General features: G+C 56.4%; 13 protein-coding genes and 2 tRNA genes. All 15 read left to right on the forward strand.

Features of this window, described 5'->3' with window-relative positions; all coding sequences use genetic code 11:
• A partial coding sequence (locus tag AWT75_RS21045; protein ID WP_476726751.1) for an EF-Tu C-terminal domain-related protein occupies positions 1–121 on the forward strand: 121 nt, incomplete at its 5' end.
• 13 nt (positions 122–134) lie between these two features.
• Positions 135–210: transfer RNA gene (locus AWT75_RS18945), tRNA-Trp, on the forward strand.
• A gap of 68 nt (positions 211–278) precedes the next feature.
• A complete protein-coding gene (gene secE, locus AWT75_RS18950; RefSeq protein WP_082086642.1) occupies positions 279–635 on the forward strand; it encodes a preprotein translocase subunit SecE in 357 nt (118 codons plus the stop codon).
• Positions 635–1168, forward strand: a complete 534-nt coding sequence (gene nusG, locus AWT75_RS18955) for a transcription termination/antitermination protein NusG (RefSeq protein WP_045848775.1) — start codon at positions 635–637, stop codon at positions 1166–1168. Before secE ends, nusG begins: the two co-directional genes overlap by 1 nt.
• A 98-nt stretch (positions 1169–1266) precedes the next feature.
• A complete protein-coding gene (rplK, locus tag AWT75_RS18960; protein ID WP_045848776.1) occupies positions 1267–1698 on the forward strand; it encodes a 50S ribosomal protein L11 in 432 nt (143 codons plus the stop codon).
• The gene (gene rplA / locus AWT75_RS18965) at positions 1699–2394 is read left to right on the forward strand and encodes a 50S ribosomal protein L1 (RefSeq protein ID WP_045848777.1); all 696 of its coding nucleotides are present in this window, start codon (positions 1699–1701) and stop codon (positions 2392–2394) included.
• Positions 2395–2571: 177 nt separating this feature from the next.
• Positions 2572–2646, forward strand: a tRNA-Thr gene (locus AWT75_RS18970).
• A 92-nt stretch (positions 2647–2738) separates the two neighbouring features.
• Complete coding sequence (rplJ, locus tag AWT75_RS18975; RefSeq protein ID WP_045848778.1) at positions 2739–3233, forward strand: 50S ribosomal protein L10; 495 nt, start codon at positions 2739–2741, stop codon at positions 3231–3233.
• A 36-nt stretch (positions 3234–3269) separates the two neighbouring features.
• Positions 3270–3641, forward strand: coding sequence for a 50S ribosomal protein L7/L12 (rplL, locus tag AWT75_RS18980; protein WP_045848779.1), 372 nt, complete (start codon positions 3270–3272; stop codon positions 3639–3641).
• A gap of 154 nt (positions 3642–3795) precedes the next feature.
• Complete coding sequence (gene rpoB, locus AWT75_RS18985; RefSeq protein WP_045848780.1) at positions 3796–7971, forward strand: DNA-directed RNA polymerase subunit beta; 4176 nt, start codon at positions 3796–3798, stop codon at positions 7969–7971.
• Positions 7972–8027: 56 nt separating this feature from the next.
• Positions 8028–12221: a DNA-directed RNA polymerase subunit beta' gene (gene rpoC / locus AWT75_RS18990; protein ID WP_045848781.1), complete on the forward strand. Its 4194-nt coding sequence runs from the start codon at positions 8028–8030 to the stop codon at positions 12219–12221.
• Positions 12222–12383: 162 nt separating this feature from the next.
• The gene (rpsL, locus tag AWT75_RS18995) at positions 12384–12755 is read left to right on the forward strand and encodes a 30S ribosomal protein S12 (RefSeq protein WP_045848782.1); all 372 of its coding nucleotides are present in this window, start codon (positions 12384–12386) and stop codon (positions 12753–12755) included.
• A gap of 99 nt (positions 12756–12854) precedes the next feature.
• Complete coding sequence (gene rpsG, locus AWT75_RS19000; protein ID WP_045848783.1) at positions 12855–13325, forward strand: 30S ribosomal protein S7; 471 nt, start codon at positions 12855–12857, stop codon at positions 13323–13325.
• A gap of 27 nt (positions 13326–13352) precedes the next feature.
• Positions 13353–15449 carry an elongation factor G gene (gene fusA / locus AWT75_RS19005; protein WP_045848784.1) on the forward strand — a complete coding sequence of 699 codons (2097 nt, stop codon included), beginning with the start codon at positions 13353–13355 and terminating at the stop codon, positions 15447–15449.
• 72 nt (positions 15450–15521) lie between these two features.
• Positions 15522–15638, forward strand: a 117-nt coding sequence (locus AWT75_RS19010) for a GTP-binding protein (protein ID WP_040724515.1), incomplete at its 3' end; no start/stop codon positions are given.

Below are 15638 nucleotides of genomic sequence, written 5' to 3' on the forward strand. Positions count from 1 at the left end.
CAACGTGGAAATCACCGTAGAACTGATCGCCCCGATCGCTATGGAAGAAGGTCTGCGTTTCGCGATCCGTGAAGGTGGCCGTACTGTTGGCGCCGGCGTGGTAGCAAAGATCATTGCTTGATTAATAGGTTTATAGGCCAGTAGCTCAATTGGTAGAGTATCGGTCTCCAAAACCGAGGGTTGGGGGTTCGAGACCCTCCTGGCCTGCCAATTAAGACCAGCCGGCGCTTGTGCGCCGGTTGGTCTTTTGTCGCATACGCGCAGAGAACATTCCGCACATGGAAATGCAAGATAAACTCAAACTGGCTCTGGCCGGTCTGCTGGTGGTGGCCGGTGTTGTTGGCTTCTACATGATTCCCGAAGATCAGGGTGTATTGCGTGCTCTGGCATTCATTGTTGGTGTTGTGCTGGCAGCTGGTGCTGTCTGGCTGTCGACTCCGGGCAAGGAGTTCGTTGCCTACGCCAATGACTCGCTGGTTGAGGCGCGCAAGGTCGTATGGCCAACCCGCAAGGAAGCCATGCAAATGACCGGCATGGTTTTCGTCTTCGTTCTGGTGCTGGCCCTGTTCATGTGGATGGTGGATTCGGGTCTGTCCTGGTTGTTCTACGATGTAATTCTTGGTCGAGGTAGATAATGGCAAAGCGCTGGTACGTTGTGCATGCTTATTCCGGTTTTGAGAAGAGTGTGCAGAAGGCGCTGCGTGAGCGCATCGAACGTTCCGAGGTGGCAGACCTGTTCGGCCAGATCCTCGTTCCGGTAGAAGAAGTGGTGGATGTGAAGAATGGCCGCCGCTCCATTACCGAGCGCAAGTTTTTCCCCGGTTATGTTCTGGTCGAAATGGACATGACTGATGATACCTGGCACCTGGTAAAGAGCACACCGAAGGTAACCGGTTTTGTTGGTGGTACCGCCAACCGCCCGGCACCGATTTCCAAGAAGGAAGTCGATGCCATCATGCAGCAAATGCAAGAGGGCGTGGAAAAGCCGAAGCCGAAGGTGCTGTTCGAGGTGGGTGAAAAGGTCCGCGTCATCGATGGTCCGTTCAATGACTTCAATGGCTCTGTCGATGAAGTCAACTACGAACGTAACAAGCTGCGCGTGTCTGTACAGATCTTTGGTCGCGACACGCCGGTTGAGCTGGATTTCAGCCAGGTAGAAAAGCTGTAATTTTACTTGGCAGCTAGTTTGTAAGCGTATATACTGTTGCGCTTTCGTCCGGGAAGCGAGTGCACGCTCGCGCTATACCCATTTTAGGAGTTTTAATCGTGGCAAAGAAAATTGTCGGCTATGTAAAGCTGCAAGTGCCCGCTGGTAAAGCCAACCCGTCTCCTCCGATCGGTCCGGCTCTGGGTCAGCGTGGTCTGAACATCATGGAATTCTGCAAGGCGTTCAACGCCCAGACTCAAGGCATCGAGCCAGGTCTGCCGATTCCGGTTGTGATCACTGCTTATGCAGACAAGTCCTTCACCTTCATCATGAAGACGCCGCCGGCGACCATTCTGCTGAAGAAGGCTGCTGGCATCAAGTCCGGTTCCTCCAAGCCGCATACCGACAAGGTTGGCAAGGTAAGCCGTGCTCAGCTGGAAGAAATCGCCAAGACCAAGCAGCCGGACCTGACCGCTGCTGATCTGGACGCTGCTGTTCGCACTATCGCCGGCTCCGCCCGTTCGATGGGTCTTGAAGTGGAGGGTGTGTAAATGGCCAAGATTTCCAAGCGCCTGCAAACCCTGAAGGCAACTGTTGATCGCAACAAGCTGTACGCTGTTGAAGAAGCAATTGCACTGGTTAAGTCTGCTGCTACCGCCAAGTTTGACGAGTCCATCGATGTGGCCGTTAATCTGGGCGTTGACCCGCGTAAATCCGACCAGGTTGTACGTGGCTCCGTAGTTCTGCCGCGCGGTACCGGTAAGTCCGTACGCGTTGCTGTATTTGCTCAAGGTGCCAACGCCGAAGCCGCCAAGGCCGCCGGTGCTGAAGTTGTCGGTTTCGACGACCTGGCCGAGCAAGTAAAAGCCGGCAACCTGGACTTCGACGTTGTGATTGCCTCCCCGGATGCAATGCGCGTTGTTGGTCAACTGGGTCAAATCCTCGGCCCGCGTGGCCTGATGCCGAACCCGAAGGTTGGTACTGTTACCCCGAACGTTGCCGAAGCGGTTAAAAACGCCAAGGCCGGTCAGGTTCAATACCGTACCGACAAGGCCGGTATCATTCACGCCACTATCGGCCGTGCTTCCTTCGAAGCCGAAGCCCTGCGTGAAAACTTTACTGCTCTGGTAGATGCCCTGGTGAAAGCCAAGCCGGCAGCTTCCAAGGGCGTGTATCTGAAAAAGATCGCCGTATCCAGCACCATGGGTATTGGCGCTCGTGTAGATACCAGCTCCGTCAGCGCTTAAGTTGATGTGAGTCCGGCAGGGTGGTTCGCCACCTTGCCACTGGCTTTGGGCTGGCAGGCTTGCCTGCCAGATTGTCAAAGACCGTAGGAGCCGCAAGGCTTAATCGCAAGTCGCTTCCCGGTGGCCTGCATCCTGCGCAGATGGTGTACCCGAAAGTAGGCTTCTGAAGAGTTCAGGGCTCATGTAGCTCAGGGGTAGAGCACTCCCTTGGTAAGGGAGAGGTCGGCGGTTCAATTCCGCCCATGAGCACCAGTTTCCCTTCTCTATGTTGTCTCCTGATACAGGTCGCCGCTGCAAAGCGGAGCAGAAATCATTCTGCTTCATTTCAGTCTAGGAGATAGACCTTGAGTCTCAATATCGAAGATAAAAAGGCAGTCGTTGCTGCTGTAGCTGCCGAGCTGGCCGCTGCGCAGACCCTCGTCATCGCCGAATATCGGGGCATCGAGGTAAGCAGCATGACCAAGCTGCGCGCTCAGGCGCGTGAGCAAGGCGTTTACCTGCGCGTTCTGAAGAACACGCTGGTTCGCCGTGCGGTTGCTGGTACCCAATTCGAAGCGCTGGCCGAACAAATGGTTGGCCCGCTCGTTTACGGTATCTCTGCCGATCCGGTTGCTGCTGCCAAGGTGCTGCATCAATTTGCCAAGGCTGACGACAAGATCATCGTCAAGGCAGGTTCCTACAATGGCGCGGTACTGAATGCTGCTCAGGTTGCTGAGCTGGCGTCCATCCCGAGCCGCGAAGAACTGCTGTCCAAGCTCCTCTACGTTATGCAAGCTCCGGTTGCTGGCTTCGCCCGCGCCCTGGCTGCATTGGCAGAGAAGCAAGCCGAAGCCGCTTAACTTATTTGATTCTTATAGAATTCAGGAGATTTTTACATGGCAATCACCAAAGAAGACATCCTCGAAGCCGTTGCTGGCCTGACCGTTATGGAACTGAACGACCTGGTTAAGGCGTTCGAAGAGAAGTTCGGCGTTTCCGCTGCTGCCGTTGCCGTTGCTGGCCCGGCTGCTGGTGGCGCTGCTGCTGCTGAAGAAAAGACCGAGTTCGACGTTGTTCTGACCGCTGCTGGCGACAACAAGGTTAACGTGATCAAGGTTGTTCGTGCTATCACCGGCCTGGGCCTGAAGGAAGCCAAGGACATGGTTGACGGCGCTCCGAAGACCGTGAAAGAAGGCGTAGCCAAGGCTGAAGCCGAAGAAGTTCTGAAGCAACTGACCGAAGCCGGTGCCAAGGCTGAAATCAAATAATCTTCTTTGAAAAAAGAAGGTGAGGCTGGCGGAGAAATCCGCCAGCCTTATTGCGCTTGTAATTGGCCGAAACAAAGATAGTAAAAGCCAGCACTTACCGGCGTGGCTGCTGACTTTTGGTTTCTTGCGCCACTACCACCTCGATGGAGACTCTATGAGTTATTCGTTTACTGAGAAGAAGCGTATTCGTAAGAGCTTTGCGAAACGCGCCAGTGTTCTCGATGTCCCATTCCTGTTGGCGACCCAGATTGATTCTTATGCCGATTTCCTGCAACTGGGTGTACCGCTAGATCAGCGCAAGGATGCTGGTCTGCAGGCCGCGTTCAAGTCGATCTTCCCGATCCATAGCCACAATGGCTATGCCCGCCTTGATTTTGCTCACTACATTCTTGGTGAGCCGCCGTTTGACGTGCAGGAATGTCAGCTGCGTGGCATTACCTATGCTGCTCCGCTGCGCGCCCGTATCCGTCTGACCATCCTGGACAAAGAGTCGTCCAAGCCGGTGGTAAAAGAAGTGCGCGAGAATGAAGTTTACATGGGCGAAATTCCGCTCATGACCACCAATGGTTCTTTCATTATCAACGGTACCGAACGCGTTATCGTTTCCCAGCTGCACCGCTCTCCGGGCGTGTTCTTCGAGCATGACCGCGGCAAGACCCACTCCTCTGGCAAGCTGCTGTTCTCCGCCCGCGTGATTCCGTACCGCGGTTCCTGGCTGGACTTCGAGTTTGACCCGAAAGACCTGCTGTACTTCCGTATCGACCGTCGCCGCAAGATGCCGGTGACCATTCTGCTGAAGGCACTGGGTTACAGCAACGAACAAATCCTGTCCGAGTTCTACAGCTTCGACACCTTCTACCTGACCAAGTCCGGCGTGTTCATGCGCGTGGTTCCGGAGCGTCTGAAGGGCGAAGTGGCCAAGTTCGACATCGTCGCTGCCGATGGCAAGCTGATCGTGGCCAAGGACAAGCGCATCACTGCCAAGCACATCCGCGACATCCAGACCGCCCAGCTCGATCGCATCGAAGTACCGGCTGATGTCCTGCTGGGCAAGGTGCTGTCGCACAATGTCACCAATGTTGACACTGGCGAAGTACTGGCGCGCGCCAACGAAGAAATCACTGAAGAGCTGCTGGCCAAGCTGGCACTGGCCGAGATCGAACAGGTTGAAGTGCTGTTCACCAACGATCTGGACCAAGGCGCGTACATTTCGCAAACCCTGCGTACCGATGACAGCCTGGACCGCCTGCAAGCGCGTGTTGCCATCTACCGCATGATGCGTCCTGGCGAACCGCCGACCGAAGATGCGGTGGAAGCCCTGTTCCAGCGCCTGTTCTTCAGCGAAGAAACCTACGATCTGTCCCGCGTAGGCCGCATGAAGTTCAGCTCGCGTACCTATCAGTACAAGTTCGATGAGAAGACTCCGGAGTGGTTCAAGTCGCTGATCGGCGAAAAATTCGCCCATCGTCGTGACGTGATGGAAGGCACCTTGTCGACTGAAGACATCGTTTCCGTCATCGCCATCCTGTGCGAACTGCGCAATGGCCGCGGCGAAGTGGACGACATCGACCATCTGGGTAACCGTCGTGTCCGTTCCGTTGGTGAACTGGCCGAGAACCAGTTCCGTGCCGGTCTGGTACGTGTTGAGCGCGCAGTGAAGGAACGCCTGAATCAGGCCGAGTCCGACAACCTGATGCCGCACGACCTGATCAACGCCAAGCCGGTGTCCGCTGCCATCAAGGAATTCTTTGGTTCCTCGCAGCTGTCCCAGTTCATGGACCAGACCAACCCGCTGTCGGAAATCACCCACAAGCGCCGTGTATCGGCTCTTGGCCCGGGCGGTCTGACCCGCGAACGTGCCGGCTTCGAAGTACGTGACGTACACCCGACCCACTACGGCCGTGTATGCCCGATCGAAACGCCTGAAGGTCCGAACATCGGTCTGATCAACTCGCTGTCCGTATTTGCACGTACCAACGAGTTCGGTTTCCTGGAAACCCCGTACCGCAAGGTCGTGGACAGCAAGGTAACCAACGAGATCGACTACCTGTCCGCCATCGAGGAAGGTCGTTACGTCATTGCTCAGGCCAACGCCGAGCTGGGCGAAGACGGTACCCTGGTTGACGAACTGGTAACCTGCCGTGAAAAGGGTGAAACCATTCTGGCTACCCCGGACCGCGTACAGTACATGGACGTGGCCACCGGTCAGGTGGTATCCGTTGCCGCTTCGCTGATTCCGTTCCTGGAACACGATGACGCCAACCGTGCCTTGATGGGTGCCAACATGCAGCGTCAGGCCGTACCGTGCCTGCGTCCGGAAAAACCGTTCGTCGGTACCGGTATCGAGCGTTCGGTGGCTGTTGACTCCGGTACTACCGTAGTTGCCCGTCGTGGTGGCGTGGTGGACTATGTTGATGCCGGCCGTGTCGTGGTACGTGTCAACGACGAAGAAGCCATCGCCGGTGAAGTGGGTGTGGATATCTACAACCTCACCAAGTTCACCCGTTCCAACCAGAACACCAACATCAACCAGCGTCCGGTGGTGAAGGTGGGTGACAAGATCGCCAGCGGCGACGTGGTAGCCGACGGTGCTTCTACCGACCTGGGCGAACTGGCACTGGGTCAGAACATGACCATCGCCTTCATGCCGTGGAACGGCTACAACTACGAAGACTCGATCCTGATCTCGGAAAAGCTGGTTGCTGAAGACCGCTACACCTCGATCCACATCGAAGAACTGTCGGTTGTTTCGCGTGACACCAAGCTGGGACCGGAAGAAATCACCCGTGATATTCCGAACCTGTCCGAGCGCATGGCAGGTCGTCTGGATGAATCCGGCATCGTTTACATCGGTGCTGAAGTGGAAGCCGGTGACGTACTGGTGGGCAAGGTAACCCCGAAGGGTGAAACCCAGCTGACGCCGGAAGAAAAACTGCTGCGCGCCATCTTCGGTGAAAAAGCCTCCGACGTGAAGGATACCTCCCTGCGCGTGCCGACCGGCACCGTGGGTACCGTGATCGACGTACAGGTGTTCACCCGCGAAGGGATCGAGCGCGACAAGCGTGCACAGTCCATTATTGATGCCGAACTGAAGCGCTACCGCCTCGACCTGAACGACCAGCTGCGCATTTTCGAAAACGACGCCTTCAGCCGTATCGAACGTCTGATCGTTGGCAAGCTGGCCAACGGTGGTCCGAAGCGTCTGGCCAAGGGTACCGCCATTGATGCCGAGTACCTGGAAAGCCTGCCGGTCAAGCACGACTGGTTCGACATCCGCATGGCTGATGAAGACATCGCCAAGCAGCTGGAACTGATCAAGGAAAGCCTGGTACAGAAGCGCGAAGAATTCGACCTCAAGTTCGAAGACAAGAAGCGCAAGCTGACCCAGGGTGACGAACTGCCGCCGGGCGTACAGAAGATGGTCAAGGTTTACCTGGCTGTTAAGCGTCGTCTGCAGGCTGGTGACAAGATGGCCGGTCGTCACGGTAACAAGGGTGTGGTATCCCGCATTCTGCCGATCGAAGACATGCCTTACATGGGCGACGGTCGTCCGGTCGACATCGTGCTGAACCCGCTGGGCGTACCGTCGCGTATGAACATCGGTCAGATTCTGGAAGTGCATCTGGGTTGGGCTGCCAAGGGTATTGGCGAGCGCATCGACCGCATGATCAAGCAACAGCAGGACGTTGCCGAACTGCGCGGCTACCTGGAGCGCATCTATAACGAAACCGGCAAGTCCGAAGACCTCGCCAGCCTGTCCGATGCCGAGATCTTGGATCTGGCAGACAACCTGCGCAAGGGCATGCCGTTTGCCACGCCGGTATTCGACGGTGCCAAGGAAACCGAGATCAAGCACATGCTGGATCTGGCTTACCCGAGCGGCGACGAGCTGACCGAGAAGATGGGCTTTAACGAGTCCAAAACCCAGATGACCCTGTACGATGGCCGCTCCGGCGAAGCCTTCGACCGCAAGGTTACCGTGGGTGTGATGCACTACCTGAAGCTGCATCACCTGGTTGATGACAAGATGCACGCCCGTTCCACCGGTCCGTACTCCCTGGTTACCCAGCAGCCGCTGGGTGGTAAGGCACAGTTCGGTGGCCAGCGTTTCGGTGAAATGGAAGTGTGGGCGCTGGAAGCTTATGGCGCCGCCTACACCCTGCAGGAAATGCTGACGGTGAAGTCCGACGATGTCACCGGTCGTACCAAGGTTTACGAAAACATCGTCAAGGGCGAACACAAGATCGACGCCGGCATGCCGGAATCCTTCAATGTATTGGTGAAGGAAATCCGCTCGCTCGGCCTGGATATCGACCTGGAACGTTATTGATTGGGTGAGAAGGCGCGGCATCATGCCGCGCCTCCTGTCCCCTGACTGGAGACGCAATGAAAGCTCTGCTCGACCTCTTTAAGCAAGTAACGCAAGAAGAAGAGTTTGATGCGATTAAAATCGGCATCGCTTCGCCCGACAAGATCCGTTCCTGGTCTTATGGTGAAGTCAAAAAGCCGGAAACCATCAACTATCGTACCTTCAAGCCGGAACGTGACGGCCTGTTCTGCGCCCGTATCTTCGGGCCGGTAAAAGACTACGAATGCCTGTGCGGTAAATACAAGCGCCTGAAGCACCGTGGCGTCATCTGCGAAAAGTGTGGCGTTGAAGTCACCCTGTCCAAGGTGCGTCGCGAACGCATGGGCCACATCGAACTGGCCAGCCCGACTGCGCACATCTGGTTCCTGAAGAGCCTGCCGTCCCGTCTGGGCATGGTGCTCGACATGACCCTGCGCGACATCGAACGCGTACTGTACTTCGAAGCATTCGTCGTGACCGATCCGGGCATGACTCCGCTGCAATACCGTCAGCTGCTGACCGAAGAAGACTTCCTGGACAAGGAAGACCAGTACGGCGAAGAATTCGTCGCCATGATGGGTGCCGAAGCCGTACGCGAACTCTTGAAGCGTCTGAATCTGGATACCGAGATCGAGACCCTGCGTCGCGAACTGGAAGCCACCAATTCCGACACCAAGATCAAGAAGATCGCCAAGCGTCTGAAAGTACTGGAAGCATTCCAGCGCTCAGGCATGAAGCCGGAATGGATGATTCTGGAAGTCCTGCCGGTACTGCCGCCTGAACTGCGTCCGCTGGTACCGCTGGATGGTGGCCGTTTCGCCACTTCCGACCTGAACGACCTGTATCGCCGCGTCATCAACCGTAACAACCGTCTGAAGCGCCTGCTGGAACTGCGCGCACCGGACATCATCGTGCGCAACGAAAAGCGCATGTTGCAGGAATCGGTTGACTCGCTGCTGGACAACGGTCGTCGCGGCAAGGCCATGACAGGCGCCAACAAGCGTCCGCTGAAGTCGCTGGCCGACATGATCAAGGGTAAGGGTGGTCGCTTCCGTCAGAACTTGCTGGGTAAGCGTGTCGACTACTCCGGCCGTTCCGTAATTACCGTAGGCCCGACCCTGCGTCTGCATCAGTGCGGTCTGCCGAAGAAAATGGCGCTGGAACTGTTCAAGCCCTTCATCTTCCACAAGCTGGAAGTCATGGGCCTGGCCTCCACCATCAAGGCAGCCAAGAAGCTGGTAGAGCAGGAAGTGCCGGAAGTATGGGACATCCTGGAAGACGTGATCCGCGAACATCCGGTCCTCTTGAACCGTGCGCCGACCCTGCACCGTCTGGGTATCCAGGCGTTCGAGCCGGTACTGATCGAAGGCAAGGCCATCCAGCTGCATCCGCTGGTCTGCGCGGCATTCAACGCCGACTTTGACGGCGACCAGATGGCCGTTCACGTGCCGCTGTCGCTGGAAGCGCAGATGGAAGCCCGCACCCTGATGCTGGCCACCAACAACGTGCTGTCCCCGGCCAACGGCGACCCGATCATCGTACCGTCCCAGGATATCGTGCTGGGTCTGTACTACATGACCCGCGACAAGGTAAACGGCAAGGGTGAAGGCATGGTATTTGCCGACACCAAGGAAGTGCATCGCGCTTACGAAACCCGTCAGGTTGAACTGGCTACCCGCATTACCGTTCGTCTGAAAGAATGGGAAAAGGATGAGCAGGGCGAATTCCAGCCGGTGATCAAGCGTTACGAGACCACCGTTGGTCGTGCCATCCTGTCCGATATCCTGCCGAAGGGCCTGCCGTTCGAGCACATCAACAAGGCGCTGAAGAAGAAGGAAATCTCCAAGCTGATCAACGTATCGTTCCGCCGTTGCGGCATCCGCGATACCGTGATCTTCGCCGACCAGTTGATGTACACCGGTTTTGCCTACTCCACCCGTGGCGGTATCTCGATTTGCGTGGACGACATGCAAATCCCGGGCAAGAAGGTCGAGCTGCTGGGCGAAGCCCAGAAGGAAGTCAAGGAAATCGAAGAACAGTACCGTCAAGGTCTGGTTACCCAGGGCGAACGCTACAACAAGGTAGTGGACATCTGGGGCCGTACCGGCGACAAGATCGCCAAGGCCATGATGGACGAGCTGTCCAAGCAGAAGGTGCTGGACCGCGAAGGCAAGGAAGTCGATCAGGAATCCTTCAACTCCATTTACATGATGGCCGACTCTGGTGCGCGGGGTTCCGCAGCACAGATCAAGCAGCTGGCCGGTATGCGGGGTCTGATGGCCAAGCCGGACGGCTCGATTATCGAAACGCCGATTACCGCCAACTTCCGTGAAGGTCTGACGGTTCTGCAGTACTTCATCTCCACTCACGGTGCCCGTAAGGGTCTGGCGGATACGGCCTTGAAGACTGCCAACTCCGGTTACCTGACTCGTCGTCTGGTAGACGTGACGCAGGATCTGGTGGTGATCGAAGATGATTGCGGCACTAGCAACGGCTTCACCATGAAGGCCGTCCTGCAGGGCGGTGACGTGATCGAAGCACTGCGTGATCGTATTCTGGGTCGTGTTACCGCTGTTGACGTGGTTGATCCGTCGACTGGCGAAACCGTTCTGGAAGCCGGCACCCTGCTGGACGAACACATGGTTGACGTCATCGACAGCCTGGGTATCGACGAAGTCAAGGTCCGCACTGCCATTACTTGCGACACCCGTTATGGTCTGTGCGCCAAGTGCTACGGTCGTGACCTGGCGCGGGGCAAGCGCGTGAACGCCGGTGAAGCAGTCGGTGTGATTGCCGCCCAGTCGATTGGTGAGCCGGGTACCCAGCTGACCATGCGTACCTTCCACATTGGTGGTGCCGCGTCCCGAAATGCCGCAGCCAGCCAGGTTGAAGGTAAGTCGAACGGTACCGTACGCTTCTCCAGCCAGATGCGTTATGTTGCCAACACCAAGGGCGAGCTGATTGTCATCACCCGTTCCGGTGAAGTGGTGATCCATGACGACATGGGCCGTGAGCGCGAACGCCACAAAGTACCGTATGGCGCCACCCTGATGGTGACCGACGGTCTGGTGATCAAGGCTGGTGCAGTCCTGGCGACCTGGGACCCGCACACCCGTCCGATCATCACCGAGTACGCTGGCCGCGTGAAGTTCGAAAACGTGGAAGAGGGCAACACCGTTGCCAAGCAAACCGACGAAGTGACCGGTCTGTCCACCCTGGTGGTTATCGATCCGAAGCGTCGTGCCGGTTCGCAGTCCAAGATGCTGCGTCCGCTGGTGAAGCTGCTGGACGAAAATGGTCTGGAAGTGAAGCTGGCAGGTTCGGATGCTTCGGTATCCATCACCTTCCAGGTAGGCGCCATCATTACCGTGCGTGACGGTCAGGAAGTGGGCAAGGGTGAAGTGCTGGCCCGTATCCCGCAGGAATCCTCCAAGACCCGTGACATTACCGGTGGTCTGCCGCGTGTGGCCGAGCTGTTCGAAGCCCGTTCGCCGAAGGATGCCGGTATGCTGGCCGAGGTGACCGGTACTGTTTCCTTCGGTAAGGACACCAAGGGCAAGCAGCGTCTGATCATCACCGATCTGGAAGGAAACGGTTACGAAAACCTGATCCCGAAAGACAAGCACGTACTGGTGCACGATGGTCAGGTCGTCAACCGTGGTGAACTGATTGTCGACGGTCCGGTTGACCCGCACGACATCCTGCGTCTGCAAGGTATCGAAGCGCTGGCACGTTACATCGTCCAGGAAGTTCAGGAAGTGTACCGTCTGCAGGGCGTGAAGATTAACGACAAGCACATCGAAGTGATCATTCGCCAGATGCTGCGTCGTGTCATCATCTCCGACAGCGGTGATACCGAGTTCATCCAGGGTGAACAGGTTGAACGTGCGGACGTTCTGGAAATGAACGACCAGATGCTGGCCGAAGGCAAGGAACCTGCCCAGTACGAAAACATCCTGCTGGGTATTACCAAGGCTTCCCTGTCCACCGACTCCTTCATCTCGGCGGCTTCCTTCCAGGAAACCACCCGCGTGCTGACCGAAGCGGCCATCATGGGCAAGAAGGACGATCTGCGTGGTCTGAAGGAAAACGTGATCGTGGGTCGCCTGATTCCGGCCGGTACCGGTCTGGCCTACCATCGTACCCGTCGCCGCCAGGGACAAGGTCTGGATATCTCCCAGTCCCAGTTGCTGGATGAGCAACAGGTCGATGAAGTGGAAAACAACAGCTAAGCATCACAAACCGGCTGTTTGTTGAAAAAACGCCGCGCTACCAGCAGCAGATGCTGGGGCGCGGCGTTTTTCAATTGACGGTAAGTATTTGACTAAAATATAATCCTCCGTCCTTCTGGAGGCGTGTTGTCTGCAGAATGAATCAACTAGGAACTGATAGTAATGCCAACCATTAACCAACTCGTTCGCAAGGGCCGTGCGGTCCTGACCGTGAACAGCAAGGTGCCTGCGCTGGAAGCCTGCCCGCAGAAGCGTGGCGTGTGCACCCGTGTTTACACCACCACCCCGAAAAAGCCGAACTCCGCGCTGCGTAAAGTGTGCAAGGTTCGTCTGACCAACGGCTTCGAAGTGATTTCCTACATCGGTGGTGAAGGCCACAACCTGCAGGAACACTCCGTAGTACTGATCCGTGGCGGTCGTGTAAAAGACTTGCCGGGTGTGCGTTACCACACCGTACGCGGCTCCCTGGACACCGCAGGTGTTAAGGACCGTAAACAGTCCCGTTCCAAATACGGTGCTAAGCGTCCTAAATAATTGGGATGTACTGGCGGCGGCCTGAGGTCGTCGAGTAAGTGACTGCTTTGATATGGGTGGTCATGAGCCCAAGCTCAACTGAATAACGAAGGAAGTAACATGCCAAGACGCAGAGAAGTCCCCAAGCGCGAGATTCTGCCGGATCCGAAGTTCGGTTCCCAAGATCTGTCCAAGTTCATGAACGTAGTGATGATCGACGGCAAGAAAGCCGTTGCAGAACGCATCATCTACGGCGCACTGGAACAGATTGAAAAGAAAACCGGCAAGAGCGCACTGGAAGTGTTCAACGCAGCACTGTCCAATGCCAAGCCGATCGTAGAAGTAAAAAGCCGCCGTGTAGGTGGTGCAAACTATCAAGTTCCTGTTGAAGTTCGTCCGTCCCGTCGTATGGCCCTGGCCATGCGCTGGCTGCGTGATGCTGCGCGTAAGCGTGGCGAAAAGTCCATGGACCTGCGCCTTGCCGGTGAGCTGATCGACGCTGCCGAAGGTCGTGGCGGCGCCATGAAGAAGCGTGACGAAGTGCATCGTATGGCAGAAGCCAACAAGGCCTTCTCTCACTTCCGCTTCTAAGCTCAACCACACAATAAGGTGTAGATCGTGGCTAGAAAGACCCCCATCGAGCGCTACCGTAATATCGGTATTTCCGCTCACATTGACGCCGGTAAGACCACTACTACCGAGCGTATTCTGTTTTACACCGGTGTTAACCACAAGATCGGTGAAGTGCATGATGGCGCCGCCACCATGGACTGGATGGAACAGGAACAGGAGCGTGGTATCACCATCACCTCCGCTGCTACCACTACCTTCTGGAAAGGTATGGGCATGCAGTTCCCGGAACATCGTTTCAACATCATCGATACCCCGGGCCACGTGGACTTTACCATTGAAGTAGAGCGTTCCATGCGTGTACTGGATGGTGCCGTAATGGTTTACTGCGCTGTGGGTGGTGTTCAGCCGCAGTCCGAAACCGTATGGCGTCAGGCCAACAAGTACAAGGTTCCGCGTATTGCCTTCGTGAATAAGATGGACCGTCAGGGTGCCAACTTCTTCCGTGCCGTAGAACAGGTGAAAACCCGTCTGCGTGGCAATCCGGTACCTATCGTTGTACCGATCGGTGCTGAAGATGGCTTCGAAGGCGTGGTTGACCTGCTGAAGATGAAGGCCATCATCTGGGATGAAGCTTCCCAGGGCATGAAGTTCGAATACGGCGAAATCCCGGCTGACCTGGTTTCCGTTGCTGAAGAATGGCGCGAGAAGATGGTTGAAGCCGCTGCCGAAGTCAGCGACGAAATGATGGACAAGTACCTGGGCGGCGAAACGCTGACCGAGGAAGAAATCGTTGCTGGTCTGCGTGCACGTACCCTGCGTTGCGAAATCCAGCCGATGCTGTGTGGTTCCGCGTTCAAGAACAAGGGTGTACAGCGCATGCTGGACGCCGTGATCGAACTGCTGCCGTCGCCGACTGAAGTTCCGGCGATCAAGGGTGAAGTCGACGGTGTTGAAGCCGAGCGTCACGCTTCGGATGACGAGCCGTTCTCCGCACTGGCATTCAAGCTGATGAACGACCCGTACGTAGGTCAGCTGACCTTCTTCCGCGTTTACTCTGGCGTGGTTCAATCCGGTGATACCGTAATGAACTCCGTGAAGGGCAAGAAGGAACGTATCGGCCGTATCGTACAGATGCACGCCAACGACCGTAAGGAAATCGAAGAAGTACGCGCTGGTGACATCGCTGCTGCTATCGGCTTGAAGGAAGTGACCACTGGTGAAACCCTGTGTTCCGTTGATGCGCCTATCGTGCTGGAACGCATGGAATTCCCGGATCCGGTGATTCACGTTGCCGTTGAGCCGAAGACCAAGGCCGACCAGGAAAAGATGGGCGTTGCCTTGAACCGCCTGGCCAAGGAAGACCCGTCCTTCCGTGTACGCACTGACGAAGAATCCGGCCAGACCATCATTTCCGGTATGGGTGAACTGCACCTGGAAATTCTGGTTGACCGCATGAAGCGTGAGTTCGGCGTTGAAGCCAACGTGGGTGCTCCGCAGGTTGCTTACCGCGAAACCATTACCAAGACTGTTACCGACGTGCAAGGTAAGCACGCCAAGCAGTCCGGCGGTAAGGGTCAGTACGGTGATTGTACGATTACCCTGGAGCCGTCCGGCGAAGGTAATGGCTACAAGTTCATCGACGAGATCAAGGGTGGTGTGATTCCGCGTGAATTCATTCCTTCCGTTGACAAGGGTATCCGCAACTCGCTGAACAACGGCATTCTGGCTGGCTTCCCGGTGGTTGACGTAACCGTACGTCTGACCTTCGGTTCCTACCATGACGTTGACTCCTCGCAGATCGCCTTCGAACTGGCCGGTTCCATCGCCTTCAAGGAAGCCATGCGCCGTGCCGGCCCGTGCATCCTCGAACCGATGATGGCTGTTGAAGTTGAAACGCCGGAAGAGTACATGGGCGACGTGATGGGTGACCTGAACCGTCGTCGCGGCATCGTGCAAGGTATGGACGATGATGGTCTGGGTGGCAAGAAGATCAAGGCCGAAGTACCGCTGGCCGAGATGTTCGGCTACTCCACCGACCTGCGTTCCGCTACTCAGGGTCGTGCTACCTACTCCATGGAGTTCAAGCACTACTCCGAAGCGCCGAAGCATATCGCTGAAGCCGTAATGGCCGCCAAGAAGTAATGCGCGCTGAAGTTGGCCGGCTTCGGCTGGCCAACTCTGATCTAATGTTCTTTAATTAAGGATTTTTGCAAAATGGCAAAAGAAAAGTTTGAGCGGACCAAACCGCACGTAAACGTCGGCACCATCGGTCACGTTGACCATGGTAAGACCACCCTGACCGCAGCGATCACCACCATTCTGTCCAAGAAG

The organism is Aquitalea pelogenes, from assembly GCF_001515305.1.
Lineage (GTDB): Bacteria > Pseudomonadota > Gammaproteobacteria > Burkholderiales > Chromobacteriaceae > Aquitalea > Aquitalea pelogenes.

Bases quoted from the DNA above. Each gene is read 5' to 3' on its own strand.
- secE (WP_082086642.1), top strand. From the start codon at position 279: ATGGAAATGCAAGATAAACTCAAACTGGCTCTGGCCGGTCTGCTGGTG.
- nusG (WP_045848775.1), top strand. From the start codon at position 635: ATGGCAAAGCGCTGGTACGTTGTGCATGCTTATTCCGGTTTTGAGAAG.
- rplA (WP_045848777.1), top strand. From the start codon at position 1,699: ATGGCCAAGATTTCCAAGCGCCTGCAAACCCTGAAGGCAACTGTTGAT.
- rplL (WP_045848779.1), top strand. From the start codon at position 3,270: ATGGCAATCACCAAAGAAGACATCCTCGAAGCCGTTGCTGGCCTGACC.
- rpoB (WP_045848780.1), top strand. From the start codon at position 3,796: ATGAGTTATTCGTTTACTGAGAAGAAGCGTATTCGTAAGAGCTTTGCG.
- rpoC (WP_045848781.1), top strand. From the start codon at position 8,028: ATGAAAGCTCTGCTCGACCTCTTTAAGCAAGTAACGCAAGAAGAAGAG.
- rpsL (WP_045848782.1), top strand. From the start codon at position 12,384: ATGCCAACCATTAACCAACTCGTTCGCAAGGGCCGTGCGGTCCTGACC.
- rpsG (WP_045848783.1), top strand. From the start codon at position 12,855: ATGCCAAGACGCAGAGAAGTCCCCAAGCGCGAGATTCTGCCGGATCCG.